The 18,268-nt window shown below is 41.8% G+C and carries 14 protein-coding genes; 5 read left to right on the top strand and 9 right to left on the bottom strand.

Going from position 1 to position 18,268, the window contains the following annotated elements:
• Nucleotides 1-127: 127 nt before the first annotated feature.
• A complete protein-coding gene (locus A923_RS0121035; protein WP_017223664.1) occupies nt 128-544 on the bottom strand; it encodes an Lrp/AsnC family transcriptional regulator in 417 nt (138 codons plus the stop codon).
• 202 nt (nt 545-746) lie between these two features.
• Between A923_RS0121035 and lysA the strand changes: the two genes are divergently transcribed.
• Complete coding sequence (gene lysA / locus A923_RS0121040; RefSeq protein WP_017223665.1) at nt 747-2,090, top strand: diaminopimelate decarboxylase; 1,344 nt, start codon at nt 747-749, stop codon at nt 2,088-2,090.
• A gap of 151 nt (nt 2,091-2,241) precedes the next feature.
• Nucleotides 2,242-2,619 (top strand): Flp family type IVb pilin, encoded by a 378-nt coding sequence (locus A923_RS0121045; protein ID WP_017223666.1) that lies wholly within the window; start codon nt 2,242-2,244, stop codon nt 2,617-2,619.
• A 61-nt stretch (nt 2,620-2,680) separates the two neighbouring features.
• On the opposite strand, the gene A923_RS0121050 is transcribed toward A923_RS0121045, so the two are convergent.
• Nucleotides 2,681-3,037 carry a winged helix-turn-helix transcriptional regulator gene (locus A923_RS0121050; RefSeq protein ID WP_017223667.1) on the bottom strand — a complete coding sequence of 119 codons (357 nt, stop codon included), beginning with the start codon at nt 3,035-3,037 and terminating at the stop codon, nt 2,681-2,683.
• A 110-nt stretch (nt 3,038-3,147) separates the two neighbouring features.
• Between A923_RS0121050 and A923_RS0121055 the strand changes: the two genes are divergently transcribed.
• The 3 genes from A923_RS0121055 (at nt 3,148) to A923_RS0121065 (ending at nt 6,172) form a co-directional block, all read left to right on the top strand.
• Nucleotides 3,148-4,479, top strand: coding sequence for an aldehyde dehydrogenase family protein (locus A923_RS0121055; protein WP_017223668.1), 1,332 nt, complete (start codon nt 3,148-3,150; stop codon nt 4,477-4,479).
• A gap of 73 nt (nt 4,480-4,552) precedes the next feature.
• Nucleotides 4,553-5,389: a prolyl hydroxylase family protein gene (locus tag A923_RS0121060; RefSeq protein WP_017223669.1), complete on the top strand. Its 837-nt coding sequence runs from the start codon at nt 4,553-4,555 to the stop codon at nt 5,387-5,389.
• 153 nt (nt 5,390-5,542) lie between these two features.
• Nucleotides 5,543-6,172 carry an SHOCT domain-containing protein gene (locus tag A923_RS0121065; RefSeq protein ID WP_017223670.1) on the top strand — a complete coding sequence of 210 codons (630 nt, stop codon included), beginning with the start codon at nt 5,543-5,545 and terminating at the stop codon, nt 6,170-6,172.
• Nucleotides 6,173-6,286: 114 nt separating this feature from the next.
• Here the strand turns inward: A923_RS0121065 and A923_RS0121070 are convergent, their stop codons facing one another.
• From A923_RS0121070 to A923_RS0121100, 7 genes are all read right to left on the bottom strand, one after another.
• Nucleotides 6,287-8,233, bottom strand: coding sequence for a bifunctional diguanylate cyclase/phosphodiesterase (locus A923_RS0121070; protein ID WP_017223671.1), 1,947 nt, complete (start codon nt 8,231-8,233; stop codon nt 6,287-6,289).
• Nucleotides 8,234-8,238: 5 nt separating this feature from the next.
• A complete protein-coding gene (locus A923_RS0121075) occupies nt 8,239-8,883 on the bottom strand; it encodes a transglutaminase-like cysteine peptidase (protein WP_017223672.1) in 645 nt (214 codons plus the stop codon).
• Between the two features lie 79 nt (nt 8,884-8,962).
• Nucleotides 8,963-9,598: an OmpA family protein gene (locus A923_RS0121080; RefSeq protein WP_017223673.1), complete on the bottom strand. Its 636-nt coding sequence runs from the start codon at nt 9,596-9,598 to the stop codon at nt 8,963-8,965.
• Nucleotides 9,598-10,995 (bottom strand): TolC family outer membrane protein, encoded by a 1,398-nt coding sequence (locus A923_RS0121085; RefSeq protein WP_017223674.1) that lies wholly within the window; start codon nt 10,993-10,995, stop codon nt 9,598-9,600. Before A923_RS0121085 ends, A923_RS0121080 begins: the two co-directional genes overlap by 1 nt.
• Before the next feature lie 34 nt (nt 10,996-11,029).
• A complete protein-coding gene (locus tag A923_RS0121090; protein WP_017223675.1) occupies nt 11,030-12,397 on the bottom strand; it encodes an HlyD family type I secretion periplasmic adaptor subunit in 1,368 nt (455 codons plus the stop codon).
• Nucleotides 12,394-14,580 (bottom strand): type I secretion system permease/ATPase, encoded by a 2,187-nt coding sequence (locus tag A923_RS0121095; RefSeq protein ID WP_017223676.1) that lies wholly within the window; start codon nt 14,578-14,580, stop codon nt 12,394-12,396. Before A923_RS0121095 ends, A923_RS0121090 begins: the two co-directional genes overlap by 4 nt.
• Nucleotides 14,581-14,610: 30 nt before the next feature.
• Nucleotides 14,611-18,268, bottom strand: a 3,658-nt coding sequence (locus tag A923_RS0121100) for an Ig-like domain-containing protein (protein ID WP_017223677.1), incomplete at its 5' end; no start/stop codon positions are given.

Below are 18,268 nucleotides of genomic sequence, written 5' to 3' on the forward strand. Positions count from 1 at the left end.
TTTTATAAAAATAGTCATCATCAACTCGAACTTGTATGTTATAACATAACAAAATAAATATAAAGTATGTTGAGACTCATACGCTCAGAAATAGCGTTGAAAATAAGGTTTAAAAAAGGGTAATAAACTAGATTAATGAATCTAACACAGTAAATGTTTGGAGTTTATCCAAGTCAGGTAATGCGGCAAGTAATGTTCGGATCTGTGAGACCCGTATCATTGACTCGGCTTCAACATACACAATCAAGTCGGTATCTCCACACAAGGTATGCGCACGTGTTATCTCACTGATGCCTTGTAAATACGGTGCAATCATCTTGGCATCAAATGGCCTAAAGGTAAGTTGAAAATACACCTCCACTTTCGTCACGTCATTACGACGCACATCAATTGTGTAGCGCTGAATAATACCCGATTCTTTCAAGCGCTGGATCCGATCATTAACCGCGGTACGCGACAAGCCAATATCCTCGCCAATACTGGCAATTGAACGCCGAGAGTTAGCCACAAGTGCATTAATAATAGCCTGATCGAACTTATCCATAAGTAGCTCTGCTTACATCTTAAAAATTAACACTTTACACTGCTTGCTCGCTTGAACCAACTTAAACACACCACAGATAAAATCACCGTAATAACGATATTTTGTCATATCAAAGCGTTATTCTGCATATTGTGCATACGCCCTCGGTTAATTATCCTATTAGCTCATCAACAAATAGCTCATCAATAAAAGGATTTAAGCCATGCCAAAATTAACCCCCCACCTGCGCTATTTAGCGCATGCCCAGCAGCAAACACTATGGTTAGAAAATGTATCCATTCAACAGTTAGCAAGCCAAGTCGCAACGCCTTTTTACTGCTATTCGAAAGCGGCATTACTGAATAATATTCAGGATTGCAAAGCTGCATTTGAACCAAATAAAATTCATATTCACTACGCCATGAAAGCGAACAGCAACCTGTCATTATTACGCATTGTCGCCGAGCAAGGACTCGGTGTTGATATTGTTTCTATTGGCGAAATGCGTCGCGCACTCAGTGCCGGATTCAGAGCCCAAGATATTGTCTTTTCAGGTGTAGGGAAAACATCTGCCGAACTCACCGCCGCTGTACTTGCTGGTGTTGGACAATTTAACCTGGAATCTAAAGAAGAATTAGCGGTATTAATATCAATTACTGATAAATACCAACAACAGGTTTCGGCACTGATTCGAGTGAACCCTGAAGTCATTGTCGATACCCATAAAAATATCACCACAGGCGCTAAAGGTAACAAGTTTGGGGTTAACTTTAACGCTGTATTACCTATGTTAGAAACGGCCCAACACTCAGCGTTCTTGAAAATAAACGGGCTAGCAATGCATATTGGTTCGCAAATTCACACGACAGCGCCTTACCTTGATGCAATAGCCAAAATTAAGATATTAATAGATAAGCTTAACGCACGAGGCTACCCCCTAACTCAGCTTGATTTAGGGGGTGGCTTTGGCGTTCACTATCAAAATCATCCGCAGGTTACCAGCAATACTGAGTGCTCGGTGCCACCTCATTTAGCATTTAATGATTTTGCCAACGCGATAACATCAGCTCTACCTGATTGGCAAGGCCGCATTAGCGTAGAACCAGGGCGCTCATTAATGGCCAATATTGGTGTGATGGTCAGTGAAATAACCTATGTAAAAGAAAGCCAGCCAACATCCTTTATCGTATTAGATGCAGCAATGAATGATTTAATGCGCCCTGCGTTATATCAGGCAACACATGCCTTAATTCCCGTACAATTACACTCACAAACAGAAGTACCATCAACAACGCAATTAACCAACTATGATGTCGTAGGCCCCATCTGTGAAAGCACGGATACATTTTCGAAATCGACACCACTGCCGAGTAATGTAACCGCCGGAGATTTAATGTGTTTTTTATACACGGGAGCTTATTGTGCAGTAATGAGTAATAGCTATAACAGCCGTCCTATCGCTGCCGAAGTACTGGTTGATGATGCTCAAGCACACATGATAAGACAAGCAATTAGCCAAGATGAGTTGATGGAATTTGAACGTCATTCGGCATTAAACTTGCGTTAGATTAACCTTGCTTATTAGGAATATTGGCTGCACTTTATACTCGTTAATAAAAACAATTACGTGCTAACAAAGAAAAACTACACTATGTTTGGGCTATCATGCTCAATCTTATACTAGCTATCGTCAAGAGCATTAAAACGGAGGAGTTTATATGCGAGACTTGGTCATATTCGTTGATAATTTCATTCATGATGAGCAAGGCTTAACCGCAGTAGAATATGCGATTGCAGGCGCTTTAGTCGCCAGCAGTCTCGCGTCTGCGTTTACTACATTAGGGATAGGTGTCGGTACGAATATCACTGAATTGGCTGCGTTAATCGAAACCTCCGTTCCTGCAGAAGTAACTGAGCCTGCAGATCCCTGTAACAACGGTAACAACGGTAACAACGGTAACAACGGTAACAACGGTAACAATGGCAACAACGGCAACAATGGCAACAACGGCAACAATGGCAACAACGGCAACAACGGCAACAATGGCAACAACGGTAACAATGGCAACAACGGCAACGGCAACAGTTGTAATTAATGATCTAACACTATAATTAACGACTGACACTCAGTCTGCATTTCAATTAATCAATAAAAATTTAAATCCCATGTTCTTCTGACCACTCCTTCAAGCGGTTTAAAATGTCCAACGCGGTACGACCAAATTCGGTGATTTCATAGGTTACCGCAATTGGTCTGTCGCTGATCACTTCACGTATCACCAGACCTTCGCTTTCCAATTCTTTTAGCCGTTGATCAACCATTTTTTTACTGGCGCCACCTAGCATCCGCGACAAATCATTAAAGCGTACCGGTCCGTCTTGTAGGTGCCAGAGTATCGACGCTTTCCATTTCCCGCCCAACATACGCATGCCACGCTCAACAGAGCAAGGTTCAGCACATGCATTTATAACTTTTTTCTGGCCATTAGCCATTGTTTCTACTGTTGTTTTCACAATTTCCCACTAGGTTACTAAAAGTATACTGGTTGCTTTTATATCCCAGTATATCAAAATAGCCTGCATAAACACCCTATAAACTTACTGTATATTCAGGAATGACCCAGATGCCAACGTTAACTTCTTATGAACCAATCAGTCGTGCTGCTATCGGCACAGTGAACATCACCACTGCAGAACAGCTACCCACGTTAGTCAATGCAGCTCAACAAGCGCAACAATACTGGGCGAAGTTATCGTTAGGCATGCGCCAGCAACAACTCAACCACGCTTTTCAACAGCTAACGCCGGTACAAGATCAGTTAGCTAAATTGATCGGCCAAGAAATGGGCAAGGACTATCGCCGTGCAACCTATGAAGTCGGTGGTACAGTCCAAAGTGCCAGCTACTTTACGGATGAAATTTCGCAAGCATTGGCACCTGAGCGTTTAGATCGCAATACCGAATTACAATACCGACCGTTAGGTATTGTCGCGGTGATCGCGCCTTGGAATTATCCTTTAGCCATGGCCAACAATTTATTAATGCCGGCGTTAATGGCCGGTAATGCGGTGATTTTAAAACCATCGGAAGAAACGCCCTTAGTCGCTGAACTGTTTGTAAATACCTTGAATAAAGTCCTGCCAAAGGGTTTATTACAACTTGCCCAAGGCGATGGCGAAACAGGTAAAGCATTAGTGGCTAGCGCCATTCATATGGTGGCGTTTACTGGTTCAATGGCAACCGGAAAACACATTATGGCCAACGCTGCACCAGCGTTGAAAAGACTGGTAATGGAACTTGGCGGTAACGATCCAATGATCGTCATGGCCAGTGCTGACATTGATGCGGCAGTGCAATTTGCCGTAGCCAGTTCATTTGAGAACGCAGGACAAATGTGTACCTCAACCGAACGTGTTTATGTCGATGCCCGTATTGCGACAGAATTTGAACGTAAAGTAGTGGCGCTAGCACGTCAATATCAGGTCGGTGCTTGGGATAAACCACGCGTTAACATTGGCCCGCTGGTTAATCCAGTACAACATCAAAAGGTATTAGATCAATTGCAAGATGCCACACAAAAAGGCGCGCAATTACTTTTAGGCCGTGATGATTACCCATTACCTTTTATTCAGCCAACCGTCGTCACGGGCATGACTGCCGACATGACCCTAGAGTGCGATGAGACTTTTGGTCCGGTGGTAGCGATCAGTCATTTCAAGCATATTGACGAAGCAATCCTGCGTGCCAATGACAGCCCATATGGTTTAGGCGCAGTGGTATTTGGTGGTCAGGGCGCAGCGGCAGTCGCCGAGCAACTTGAAGCTGGCATGGTCGGTATCAATCAAGGTGTGGGTGGCGGCGGACCTTGGGTTGGTGCTAAGCAAAGTGGCTTTGGTTTTCATGGTACCGCAGCAGGTCATCGTCAATTCGCCCAAGTGCGTGTCGTCAGTAAATAACCCGTGTGTTGATTAATGGGCGGATTAACAGCCGCCTTATTGCAATTACAGTTACAGTTCGAGGATAAGTCATATGAATACCACAGAGAACAGCACTGACAAAAGCACAACGTCGAGCGCGACGACTACTACAACGACGGCAGCATCGAGTAATGATTTTTTTGTCGCCGCTTATGAAGCTGGCGCAGAACACCCTGCACTACCAACGTGGGCTAATCATAAGCCTAACCTCGCGGCATTGGCTCCACGCGCGCCACAGACAGTTACCCGTAAAGATTTAGCTCAAGTACCCGGTGCGTTTCAGCTGTTAAATGTATTCTCTCCAGAGGAATGCCAACGACTTATCAATACCAGTGAGTCAATGGGTTACTTAGCCGATGCAGCGGTGTCTTTACCGCGTGATGTGCGTCATAACGACAGCCTGACGTGGGTCGTAGATAAGCAAACCGATGGCTTAATTTGGAACCGCGTGAAGCATTTAATGACCGATGAACAGGGATTGTTTGGTGGTAAAGCGGCATTGGGGATTAACGCCCGTTTTCGTTTTTACCGTTACAGCAAAGGCGATTACTTTAAACCACATTCTGATGGTTCTTGGCCTGGTAGCCGAGTCATTAATAATAAATTAATAGCTGATTCTTATGGCGACCGATATAGCCAAATGACCTTTTTGATCTTACTAAGCGAAGATTTTGACGGCGGCGCGACTCGGTTCTTAGTCAATGCTAATGACGCAAGCCAACCCGCACGTCGTGGTAGCCCTGTGGCTGAAGTCGATATTCGGACGCCAGCAGGCAGCATTTTATGTTTTCCACATGGCATGCATCCGCTGCATTGTATCCACAGTTCGGAGCCTATTTATCGCGGCGTAAAATACATCATTCGTAGTGATGTGTTATTTGCATTATAGAAATATAAATTAAGGCGGGGTGAGCTAGAGCTAGATTTAAATTTAAAAACTTACCCCATTCCTGTATGGTGAAGCACAATAAATTATAAATTGACTACAGTCTGCCAAAAGACACTGTAATCAACACCATTTGCACGATATCAGGGAATAGTTATGAAAATTATCAGCCATAAAATACGTAAGTTATTATTAATAATTGCGTTGCCAGTACTCGCTTCGGGCTGTGCAGGTAAAATTGAAAAACTCGATAGCAATACTGACTTTGGTCCAGCGCCACAAGCTTACCAAGAAACCATTAAAGATTATTTTGCACAAGAGCTAAACAATCCGGAAGTGGCTGAGTATGTAATCAGTGAACCAATGAAGTTTTATCGTTCACAACCATCTCTTGCTGGTCTTGGTGGCGGTATAAAATGGCACGCTTGGGTTGCAGAAGTAGGCATCCCAGGTAAAGCAGTATACAAATTCATATCAGGAAGTAATAACGATCTTCTCCATTACTACGTGCGTTTTGACGGTAATGAAATTGACACAGTTTATGATGGTAAAGGTTATACTTCATTGAAAAATGAAACAGGCTTTACTGTTGGTGAATACGCAAGCATCGACAACATCACAGTGACAGCAGAAACAACCAAAGTCATTGAAACTGAAAAAGCAGAAGAAGAAGCAGAGTTAATTAACAGCTTTGAATCTATTCGCGCATTAAACGAGCTATATAAAGAAGGTATTATTACCGAAGAAGAATATAGCCTGAAGAAAAAAGCTATCTTAAAAATCTAGTTACGCTTTTAATGACAGTTATTAATTAATAAAATGCCAAAGTATCACTCTTGATACTTTGGCATTTTTAAACGCTTCTACTCTTCGTCAAAGACATCCATAAGACTTACATATCTAACTCATATTAACCATATCATCCATGCGAATCACATCTTTCGGCGCAGAGATATAACCTTGATAACCAGAAGTACGTAATGACTGGATCTGCTCTAATTGCTGCTGATTTTCGATCGCGGTCATAATCACCTCAATATTAAGTCCTTTAGCAATATTAACTAACGCACGACATAGCTCATTATTTTGTTGGTTATTACTGTAAAAGGCCAACGATTGATCTAACTTCACATAATGTGGTTTTAACTGCTGTAAATAACTTAACGAGCCCATTTGGCGACCACAATGGTCAATACCAAGTTGCGCTCCGCCAGCACGGATCAGTTCAGCTAACTGTATACATTCGGCTAAATTATTATTCGCACCGACTTCAGGTATCTCAAAATAAATCCGTTCAGCAAACTTAGTTTTCTGTAAGAATGCAGCTAACCAAGTATGGAATTCAGGATCTTGTAAACTATCATGCGTTAGATTCACCGCGACGGGCTCGTTGTGCATAGCCAAAATACCTTGCTCAACAACCGATTCTAATAAGCAACGATCGAGCTGACTACCTAATGACAATAACTCGACATACGGCATAAATTGTCCTGCACGTACTTGTTTACCATCTATATTTAATCGGCAATATAACTCACGTTGCAATACCTCATTATTCTCGCTATCCAACACTGACTGCCACTGAAATATAAACTGATTTTGATTAATCGCAGTGACCAAACGATCACGCCACTGTTCGCGGTTAAACTCTTGCTGATTCTGACGGTCGAACCAACAGCTGGCTTTATTTGCTACCACAGCTTGCTGTAAAGCATTATCGGCTTGTGATAATAACTCACTGGTTTGCATATCACCGTTACGTTCTGTCACCCCAATAGCAAAACCACTGTTTGGTATACAACCCGCTTTTGACATTTCTTGATTGATCAAACGGATCAGCGATTGTAAATACAAATTAATGTCCTGACGCTCACCCTTAGTGATTAGCAAAGCAAACTCAGTGTTAGCGATACGCGCAATCACGCTTTCAGCAATCGGCGGTAATTGCTCTTGCATCCGCAGCGCCAATACGCGGATAGTTTCATCGCGGACTTGATAACCGTATTTACTGTGGATCTCATCTAGCCAATCCATCTTCACTAATAACAGACCACCATAACCGGGATCAGTTAACCAACTATTTAGCTGACCGGTGAGGTACTGACGATTAGGTAAATTCGACACACCATCAATCAAGTTATCACGGCGCAAACTATCCACCTGATTATCTAGCGTATTAAAGACTTGCTTAAGCTGCCCAGACATTGAGTTAATCGCTTCAACAACGGTTTTCAATTCTGCTGTTTTTGGTAAGGGCATATCGGGATTGAATACCCGCTCAGCGATGGCACTGGCATGAGAGGCAATCTCGTTCAAAGGGGTTAATAATGTCTTTAACCTAAAATGTAATACTAAAATAGACAGTAAAAATAATACCGATATCACTAACAAGGTATTATTCATCACGCGCCATAATTCTCGATACCCCAAGCCGGGATGCGCTTCAATCTTCAAATTAGCAAGCTGCAACCAGCCAGAGGTGATAATACTTTCACTGCTTTGACTGGTAAACAAATCCAAGTCAATAAACCATTGTGGCACTCCTTCTACCACAATCGGGTTTTCCCACTCTTGTACCTGCTGATCAGCTAACCACGTCAAACTGACTTTACGGTAAAATCCACCTTCAAAGATCACGTTAACAAGGGTTTCAGCGGCAACCATATCACCTGTTTGTAAATGTGGTTTCAGCATCAAACTTAATGAGGTGCTGGCATTACTCAGCTCGGATTCCATTTGATTAGCCATAAAATTACGCGTTTCAGTAAACTGAAAATAGGCCAAACTCGTCATCACCAACACAAAAAGGCCAAATAACAACGAGTAGATCTGTTTAAACAAGGTCATTCATATTACTCCAAACTCAACTTAGCTTGCTTTAAATTTGACAAGCCCATACGTTGATTTAAATTACTCCAACGTTTTAAACGTTGTGATTTACCGGCCAAAACCCCTTGGCCTTTTTCTTTATTTAACCATAACTTTTTACCGTTAAAACTGTATACCGGCAGCAGGTCATTACGTTGATCTGCGGGTTTTATCTCGCCATCAATATTATCCAAAATAAGTGGTACTGCCCCAGGGGTTGGATAATAGGCAACCACCATATGATATTGATTCAGCGTTAATGACTTAACCATAGTGATGCGCATCTTATCATCACTAATACCCAGTTCTAACAAACTAAAGTATTTTGCGATTGCAAAGTCTTCACAGTCACCACCATTAACACCAATAAACTCGATCGGCGTAGCCCAATAGTTTTCAACGCCCCACAATTTACTGTCATCAATAAATTGTAATTGGTTAAAGAAACCATTTACTTGGGCTAGTTTACCTGCCGCAGAGGCATTGCCCGCATTCGCCATAATAGCCAACCAAGCACGACCTCGCTGCGCAGCACGTTGACCATAATTATCATCAAGCGCCGCGACAATTTCCTCAATATTGAGTTTAGGTACTGATTTAGCAGGTAAACCAAATACCAATAATAACATCAAGGTAACGGTTAATTTAACGAGTCGAATAGGTCCACCCCATGATAAAAGATACTAGTGACAGTAAAGACTAAAGCGTTTAATCAACACTATAAATAGTCCATTTCATATCTTTCGTTAAATTATCACCACTGAGTTCCGCGACAATTCGACGATTACGTTGATGCGCTGACTTGCTATTACCTTCATCAAGCAAACGCTCAAAACCATAACCAATCGACGATACGCGGGAAGTCGATATGCCAAATTTATTAATTAAAAGATCCATCACCGCCTGTGCTCTGCGTTGAGATAAATCCATATTTAACGCCGCGCCACCTTGTTTACTCGAGTGCCCTTCAATAATCACGCTTAAGTCGGGATAACGCATCATAAAGTCCGCAAGCTCTTTAATATCGGCGAAGTAAAGCGGTGAAATCACGGCAGAATTATTACTAAAGTTAACCTTTAATTCCTGTCTCACGGTATTAACGGTGTCACCACCACAACCACTATTATCAACTTGTGAACCCAGTACTGAATTTAAACACTGCTCACGATAGGCAATCACGCCATCGGCGTCATCATCACTTAAATCATTCTCTTGTAGCTGTTGTTCTGGCATCAAGATTGTTGCTGTCGGCGTCGATGGCGCCGCTGCTTTGGCTTGTATCTCAGCGATAGTTTCACAGCCTAAGAGCAGGAAACTCATTAAAAAAATGCTTAATAATTTCATTATTTAACGCCTCCTGCGTATTTATTGTCACCTTGCCAAACAGCAGGTCGTGTCACTCTTAGCGAATCTAGTAATTGGCCAGTAGCGTTTAATAATCGATACTGAGTGACAATCTCATCAAACTCGGCAACAACGAATTCTTTACGCGCTTCAAATAGCTCATTCTCGGTATCGAGTAAATCAAGTAAACTACGCTGGCCCAGCTTAAACTGTTGTTCGTACGCCGCTTGCGAGTTTTTCGAAGCGATAACGTGCTCTTTGATATACTGCATCTGTAAACCCAACAACTCATGTGCGTTCCAGGCCAAGGTAAAACCTTCGGTGATTTGGCGATGTACACTGCGGTTAATTTCACTCGCTTCGGTGATCTTATATGCAGTCTCTGTCGCTAACGCTTTATCTTTACCACCAGAATACAAGTTGTAAGAAAAACGCACCATCGCTGTTACATCATTACTATGACCGCCAACACCATCACCATCGACACCGTCAAGATCGTTATTAAAGTTAGCGTCAACTTCAAATGTCACTTTCGGATAGTAATTAGATTTGGCTGCATCATGCTGATAGCGCGCCGAGGTAATATCATTGTTCGATGATTTAACCACAGGATGATTAACAAGTGCGTCACGTAATCCGATTTGTCGATCTGTTGGTAACAACACCACGTCAGGGATTGGAATGACCAAATTATCAGGCTGCTGATCTGTCACTCTGATAAATTGTGCTTCACTGTCTAAATAATTATTTTTCGCTGAAATGACATTAGACTGCGCACGCGCCAAACGACCGGTAATTTGTGATAAGTCAGCAATACTACCAAGACCTGAATTTGTACGTTCTTGAATCTGACCAAAAATAGTTTTATGCGTCGATAAGTTACGCTCAGATAGCTCCAGAATACGTTGGCTCTTTAGCATATTGGTATACACTTTAGCGACATCTAATGCGACATCTTCAGCCGTGCCGAATAAACGCCATTGTTCGGCGCTAGTCGCATAACTGGTACGACTAATATCACTGCTGGTTTGAAAACCACTGAATAGGCTTTGTTTAAGGCTGACACCAAACTCACCACGATTTAGATCTTCGGTGTCGTCGCCATCACGACTACCCCGTGTCCCTGGGCTATCGGTATATTCATAACCATAACCACCGGTGACATTAATGCTGGGTAAATAGCCCGCTTCAGCTTGCTGAACTTGTTCTTCACGTACTTTAAATTTAGTAAAAGCAATGCGGATATCTGGATGACTACTTAACGTCATCGCAACAGCTTCCTCTACAGACTGTGCATTAACAGCTGTAGACCAGCCAATCACAGAGCACATAAGTGCAGGGTAAAGTAACCCTTTAGTGAATGATTTCGACTCACAAAAAGCGTCGCTGATTGGCATGTTTTTTTCCTTGTTATATGTATTCATGTGCAATTTAAAGCTCCCTGAGCGCCATCGCTTTGGCTCTCAACACTGGATTTAATATGTATTCGAGTACGGTTCTTTTGCCGATAATAACATCAACAGAGGTCATCATCCCTGGTATAATAGGCATGTCATGATTGCCCTGAATATCTGAAATATCTGTTCTAACGCGAATAATATAAAAGCTATTACCGTCTTCATCTTGAGTCGTATCAGCACTTATGTGCTCAACCACGCCTTTTAAACCGCCATAGCGAGTGAAATCGTAAGCGGTTATTTTCACCACGGCTGTTAAGCCTAAATGGACAAAGGCAATATCCTTAGGTTTGATCTTGGCTTCAATTAATAATTTGTCTTCGGTTGGTACTATTTCTAACAAGGCTTGACCTGGCTGCACTACCCCACCCAAGGTTCTAATATGTATTGTTTTAATGGTACCGATTACCGGAGATACGATCAGGGCTTTGTTAACCTTGTCTTCCGCCCCAACTTTAGCTTCTGTAATGCGAGAAAATTTACTCTGTAATTCATTCAATTGTGCACGTGCATCCGCACGGTAGTTAAGCACAGCTTCACGACGCTTCAGTACCGCTTCAGCCATCGCAGATTGTAACTTTGGTACCAATAATCGAATCGAATTTAGCTCACCTTTAATACCATTAACGCTGCGCTCTAATTTGAGTAATTCCACTTCTGATATAATGAATTTTTTAGCTAATGGCCGTGTTAACGATAATTCTCTGGCGGCAAATTTATAACTAATTTCTAAGGTTTTAATTTTTGATTTAAGCTCTTTGGTTTCTTCAAACCGCTGTTGTATCTGTAACCCTTGAATCGCCACAAGGTTGGTCAAACTGTCTAACCGAGCGCGGTATTCATCTTGCTGACGTGTCACTAAATACGGTAAGTTTTGCTGTAGATCATCCGGGAATATAAGCGCCGTCTTAGTGATCTTAATCTGTCGTTTCCAATTCGGTACATCAGCAACCAAGATACTGCTTAATTCACTGCGTAAACGGATAATATCAGCCCGTAAACTATCAACTTCTTGGCGTTGCTGCGCTAAATCGGCTCTAAAACGGGTATCATCAATACGTGCTAACGCTTGATTCTTAGTCACTAACGCGCCTTCTTGTACATATAAGTCTTGTAAAATACCACCATCTAAACTCTGAATAATTTGTACTTGAGAAGAAGGGACGACTTTACCCATACCAGTAGTAACGCGATCTAACTTGGCAAAATAAGCCCACACGATAAAGCTAAATACAAAGGCGGTAACCGCCCAGATGGTTAATCGGTGAATACGGGGACTTTGCGTTAACAGCGCACCATAAACATCATCCGCCATCTCTAGATCTTGCTTGCTTATTTTCATTGCGTCGCTCCTGGAACTAAAGCGCCACTTTTCAGTTTTTCAAGGATCACAGCTTTCGGGCCATCAGCTACTAGACGCCCTTTATCCAATACAATAATCCGATCAACTAACTGCAATAAATGCATTTTATGGGTAATGAGTAAAAGCGTACGGTCTTTGGCAATTACTTGCATCGAGTTAATAAACTGTTTTTCAGAACGGGCATCAAGACTTGCAGTAGGTTCGTCTAATAATAAGATCTGCGGATCATTCAAGATTGCCCGCGCCAAGGCGATAGACTGACGTTGGCCGCGAGATAAGGCTTTGCCCCCCTCACCGACTTGCTGATCGAGACCTTGTGAATCGAGGTCAGTAAACATGTTTACCCCTGAAAATTGCACAGCCCGAATCAATTGGTATTCGGTGACTTGCTTAGCACCAAACAAAATATTCTCTTTAATGGTGCCGTGGAACAGGGTGATATCTTGCGGTAAATAACCAAAATTACGGCGCAGATCACTGGGATGGATCTGCTGTTGATTCATACCATCAAACTGCAAGCTGCCCGTGGTTGGTTGATATAGACCTAACAATAATTTAGCTAAGGTACTTTTACCCGAACCATTACGGCCAATAATCGCCACTTTTTCGCCAGGCTTAATATGTAAAGACAATGGATAAAGACTTGGTTTTTCCACGTCAGGGTAGCTGAAACCCAGTTGCTCTAAGTTGATCTGACCTTCAAGCTTACCGCGACTAGCAAGGTGGGCTTTATCTTCAAACTCATCAGCTTGCTCCATGATCGCATCGAGCTGACGCATCGCGCTGATGGTTTGATTAGAACGGGTCATTAACGACGCTATTTTAGCCATTGGAGAAATTGCCCGGCTGGATAACATCACGGCTGCAATGATAGCACCCATAGAAATTTCGTTATCGGCAACGCGATATACGCCTAACACGACCACACCAATCACCGAGACTTGTACAATCAAGCTCGCGACATTGGCGACAGAGTTAGTGATCACTTTGGCTTTTAATTGCCACGTCGATATATGGCCGAGCATTTGTTGCCAGCTTTGCTGAACTACACCCTCAGCCCCGTTGGCTTTAATCAGCTCAAGAACCGACAAGCTTTCAACTAAATGACCATGACGCAGGCTCGAAAACTTATTACTTTCTTCAATGGCGTTACGTAAGCGCGGTTGTATTAACAAGGTATAACCAAGGATCAGTAAGGTCGCGATTACCGAGAACATCGCCAAGTCACCGGCAACTAACCAAATAATAACCATAAATAAGATAGCGAAGGGTAAATCAACCAAAGCAGTGATCGTTGCTGAGGATAAAAATTCACGCACACTGTCAAACTCGCTGAGTTGTTTGGCCATACCACCAACACTCGATGCGCGTTTTTCTAATGGCATGCCAATGACTTTAGCAAACAGCTTGGCGGAGGTTTCTAAATCAACTTTTTTACCCGCAACATCGATAAGATAACCACGTAATTGCTTCATGATAAAGTCAAAAATATAAGCCACGGTTGCACCAATCGCCAATACCCAAAGTGACTCAAAAGCCAAGTTTGGCACGACTTTATCGTACACATTCATCACAAATAATGGTGAGACCAAAGCAAATAAATTGACTAAGACCGAGGCGATAATGACATCACGATAGATGGAACTAGAAGACTTAACCGTTTGCCATAACCAATGCTTTTTGTTGTCGTTAAGATGTACATCAAATTCACGGTCACCGTGGTATTGCTGCTTCACTAAAAACAGATAGCCCACGTAAATAGCTTCCAATTCGACGATCGTCAGTAATACCTCGCCACCCGTTTCGGGCATGGAGATAACGGCTTTGTCTGCCGCGAAGTCGAGTTCTTGTAATACACAGGCTTGTTGATCTTTTAACAATAAAATACACGGTAATAACATGCGCGGTAATTCATTCAAGCCTTTTTGACTTAATTTCGCACTTAACCCTGCGCGAGATGCAGCTTGAGGCAACAACTCAGGTGATAAATGAGCACCCGATATAGATAAACCAGCCGTCAACGATTCACCCGAACACGGATTACCAAAATGTTCAGTCAATAAAATTAAACAATCCAGCAGTGGATCCTCAACGATACGCTGAGAAGGGTGTATATCCCACTGTGATGTTGACGCTGTATTCGTTACTGCCTGCACTGCCATTTATTCCCTTAAAATTTCCAAAACTGATTATTAGATTAATATATCATCGACATCATTCAGTATGCTATTAATACCTGCCGTACTTGTAAAGTCACCATCAGGATAAGCAGTGCTTAAATCGACATTATCCAGGATGATCACTTGGCTCACAGCAGAAACGTCGCCTTTAGCATGGATACTGATAGTGATATCAGCGGTACTATTGCTTTCACTACCAAAGCTGAACTCAAGATAATGGCCAAGATCATCCGAGTTTACACCTTCCAGCAAGTCGCTCAAATCTAATTTATCTTCGAGAATATTGAAGTCGGTAATATGATCAGTTGCAGGAACCGCCACAGTACCGTCATCTCCGTCTAACCAAACAAAGGTATCAATACCGCTACCGCCAGTGAGGATGTCGTTGCCAGTACCTCCTGTTAAGGTATCTTCTCCCCCTTGACCAAATAGAATATCATCGCCAGTACCACCAATCAGCACATCATCACCATCATTGGCTTCATTGCCGTTAAATGAATCTGGATTCTCGCGGATATATTGATGGACATCTGACACACTCAGATTGTCAACATTGACACCAGCTTCACCTGCAACATAGGTTTTTAACGCTGTATAACCATCTTCAAAAGCAAATGAATTGGGCGCTAAATCACCAAACAGAATATCATTCCCTTCACCGCCACTTATAGTGTCATCACCTTGAGTAGAGAGTACTGTCGAGCTCAAAATCGTTGCGGCAAGTTCAGAGACGTTAATATTATGGCTAGCTGAACCATCACTATCATAGTCCGTAAGACTATGTGTTGTATCACCAATTGAAATAGCTTCAACTTCTGAAATATTCGCTAATTTATCAAAAGCTATCTTAGTTTGTCGGGTATTCTCTGCAGAGGTATTATTTATATGTGTGGTGCCATTATTGCCAACATATGTGTTAGGTTCACCATCAGTGATAAAATAGGTTAAATTCGTACCGCTATTACTGCTTATTAAAGGGTCATTAAACCACGTGACTGCCGATTCAAAAGCTGCTTCATAGTTAGTCCAACCACCACGATTAATTGAGGCTAACGCTTCGATTAATTTAGTTTCAGTATAATTACTAAGGTTTAACGATAAAACATTTACTGCATCAGTATCAAAATCAATCAATGAAATATTCACTGTACCGGCATTGTCCCCAGATATTTTACCTAAAAGAGTTTTAATAACCTCAGTAAACTGTGTTTTAGTTGTTGCAATATCATCATTACTCATACTCCCCGATGAATCAAGAACAAAGGCAATATTGTAATTTTCACCCTCTAAAACTTCATTATGCTGTGTATCTGCAACAATCACGTCATTGCCAGCAGTACCTGTAATATTATCATCGACGTTAGAGCCTGATACATTAGAATAAAGATTAGAATAAAAATTAGAAGCATCGACAGTTAGATCAACAGACCATGTTTTTGAATCTGTTACTTCTTCACCATTAATGGTCGCTGTGTCTGAAACATTCATCTCAACGGAAATATCAAATGGTAAATCGTCTATTTCAACATTAATGATTTTAACATCAGCAGCTTGGTCTGGAGTTAACGTCCAAGTATCATTCGTTACATCATATGTTCCTGTTGATAATGACGCGTCACTTGGAATATCTGAAACTACGTATGAAGTAATGACTTCACTGCTGTCTGTAACAGCGCCATCGATATTGAGTTCTGTTTCATAATTATCGATCGTATCTAACGGTGCTTCTTCGATGAACTCACCTTCGTACTTAGGATGAGAGCCTGGATTGTAGGTGTAGATGCCGTCATTAAAAATGAACGTATCAATACCATGTGAGTCAGAAATGTTAATCCAATTTTGGACTCCGGAAAATGTCACACGGATCCAGGTATGATCAGCTTGTAATACGCGAATATCAGCAAGATTACCATCAAATACCACGCTTTCACTCTCGTCGTTAGTCCCAGTAATACCCCATCCCTGTTTATCATAAAGCTTAATATTATCTACGTTATTTTCATCATTAGTACGATTTGAATAATAGGTATGATTCATATCGACAGGAGTCGCAGATACTTCACCTAAGCTAACCGTAAGATCAGGTTGGTCGGCAACAGGGTTAACGTTGACAGTTACTGTTGCTTCATTAGACACATTACCCGCAGCATCAGTAATGGTATAGGTAAAGCTGTCAGTACCACTGAAATCAACACTTGCTTGATAAGTAACAGTCCCATCAGGATTAATAGTGATAAAAACACCATCAGATTTATCTATGATGGTGATCGTTACATCTTGCTGTTCACTATCATTACCAAGAATATCGATATCTACATTTTCGCCTTCATTGACCTCGATTCCCCCTTTATCTGAGGTATGCGATAGATTTTCTTCTATCCAAACGTTTTCGCCCAAGTTAACATTTTCAGCATCTTCGTTAATATGGCCGTCAAGCTGCTTGCTAAGTTCCATTTCAAATACATAAGCACCTCCTTGATCCCAGTAGTAAACTTCAACGGTGTTCTGGCCAGCACTAAGCTCTATATTTATTTCTGATGAATTACGAGATTGAGTGTTGCCACCAAAATCATATTTTTTACCATCAATGAACACCACAACACCATCATCATGGGTAAGATTTAAAGAATAGAAACCTGGGGCTTCAATATTTAAATCACCACTTAACTTAATGATTCCGTCGGTTGCGGCAGTCGTACTTGAGCCCTTAATACTGCTCGCGTCATCGTCCAGGAAGTGTTCAAGGTTTGTAATGTTATTATTAACACCGTCGGCTAAATTATTACCGCCATCACCTTGAACGTAATCAACTTCTGTCGAGATGAAACTAATCTCAGCATCATTTACAGCAATGTAATCTTTTATTTGCTGATAGTTATTTAGATTCCCTTGCCCCGATTGGTTATAACCCCAGTATTCGCCTTTTAAGCCGCTGGTAGTTTGGATAGGATCGTCAATTGCGATTGGGGCGATTTCATCAATATTATTTACATCAATAGTAATGCTCTGTGTTGAAGTCGTATTATCAGTACTTGTAGCAGTTACATCAAATGTATAACTCTCTTTACCTTCAAAATCTATTTCTCCAGAAGTAACAATCTGACCATTCTCACCCATTGTAAATGGTACACCATCTTCTACTGAGTAAGTAATAGCATCACCATCTACATCAGTTGCACTTAATGTAACGCCTGTATATGTTCCATCTGCTACATTTTCATTTACAACATTCGCTGTAGTATCACTATCTGATACATATGAAACTCTATCATTAACTACCGAACCTGAACCTGTTGCATTTGTTGCAGCTTCATTAGCATTTGTAATTGTTGCAGTTGCATCATCAAGATTGACTGTTTCATCCGTTGCAACGGCTGATGCAGCTAATGAAGTAACGGCTGACTGTAGATCATTTGCTGCATTGGTTGCCGTTATAGAAGCACTATCTGCTGCTTCTTGTGCTTCTTGTGCAAGTTCTAAGTTTGCAACGGTTGGATTAGCATCTGCTGTTGCCGTTGCTGCGTCGGCGGCTGTGGCTGCATTGTTTGCAGCTGTTGTTGCTGCATCTGCTGCTGTTATAAGGCTATTAACTGTTGCCACATCTTCAGCGACAACCGCATCGGTTGCTACTTCGATTGCGGCATCTAAGTTAGTGGCAACCTCTAACGTG

The organism is Moritella dasanensis ArB 0140, assembly GCF_000276805.1.
GTDB lineage: Bacteria > Pseudomonadota > Gammaproteobacteria > Enterobacterales > Moritellaceae > Moritella > Moritella dasanensis.

Excerpts from the sequence above, each read along its gene's own strand:
- A923_RS0121035 (WP_017223664.1), bottom strand. The coding sequence starts at position 544 with ATGGATAAGTTCGATCAGGCTATTATTAATGCACTTGTGGCTAACTCT.
- lysA (WP_017223665.1), top strand. The coding sequence starts at position 747 with ATGCCAAAATTAACCCCCCACCTGCGCTATTTAGCGCATGCCCAGCAG.
- A923_RS0121045 (WP_017223666.1), top strand. The coding sequence starts at position 2,242 with ATGCGAGACTTGGTCATATTCGTTGATAATTTCATTCATGATGAGCAA.
- A923_RS0121055 (WP_017223668.1), top strand. The coding sequence starts at position 3,148 with ATGCCAACGTTAACTTCTTATGAACCAATCAGTCGTGCTGCTATCGGC.
- A923_RS0121060 (WP_017223669.1), top strand. The coding sequence starts at position 4,553 with ATGAATACCACAGAGAACAGCACTGACAAAAGCACAACGTCGAGCGCG.
- A923_RS0121065 (WP_017223670.1), top strand. The coding sequence starts at position 5,543 with ATGAAAATTATCAGCCATAAAATACGTAAGTTATTATTAATAATTGCG.
- A923_RS0121070 (WP_017223671.1), bottom strand. The coding sequence starts at position 8,233 with ATGACCTTGTTTAAACAGATCTACTCGTTGTTATTTGGCCTTTTTGTG.
- A923_RS0121075 (WP_017223672.1), bottom strand. The coding sequence starts at position 8,883 with ATGTTATTATTGGTATTTGGTTTACCTGCTAAATCAGTACCTAAACTC.
- A923_RS0121080 (WP_017223673.1), bottom strand. The coding sequence starts at position 9,598 with ATGAAATTATTAAGCATTTTTTTAATGAGTTTCCTGCTCTTAGGCTGT.
- A923_RS0121085 (WP_017223674.1), bottom strand. The coding sequence starts at position 10,995 with ATGCCAATCAGCGACGCTTTTTGTGAGTCGAAATCATTCACTAAAGGG.
- A923_RS0121090 (WP_017223675.1), bottom strand. The coding sequence starts at position 12,397 with ATGAAAATAAGCAAGCAAGATCTAGAGATGGCGGATGATGTTTATGGT.
- A923_RS0121095 (WP_017223676.1), bottom strand. The coding sequence starts at position 14,580 with ATGGCAGTGCAGGCAGTAACGAATACAGCGTCAACATCACAGTGGGAT.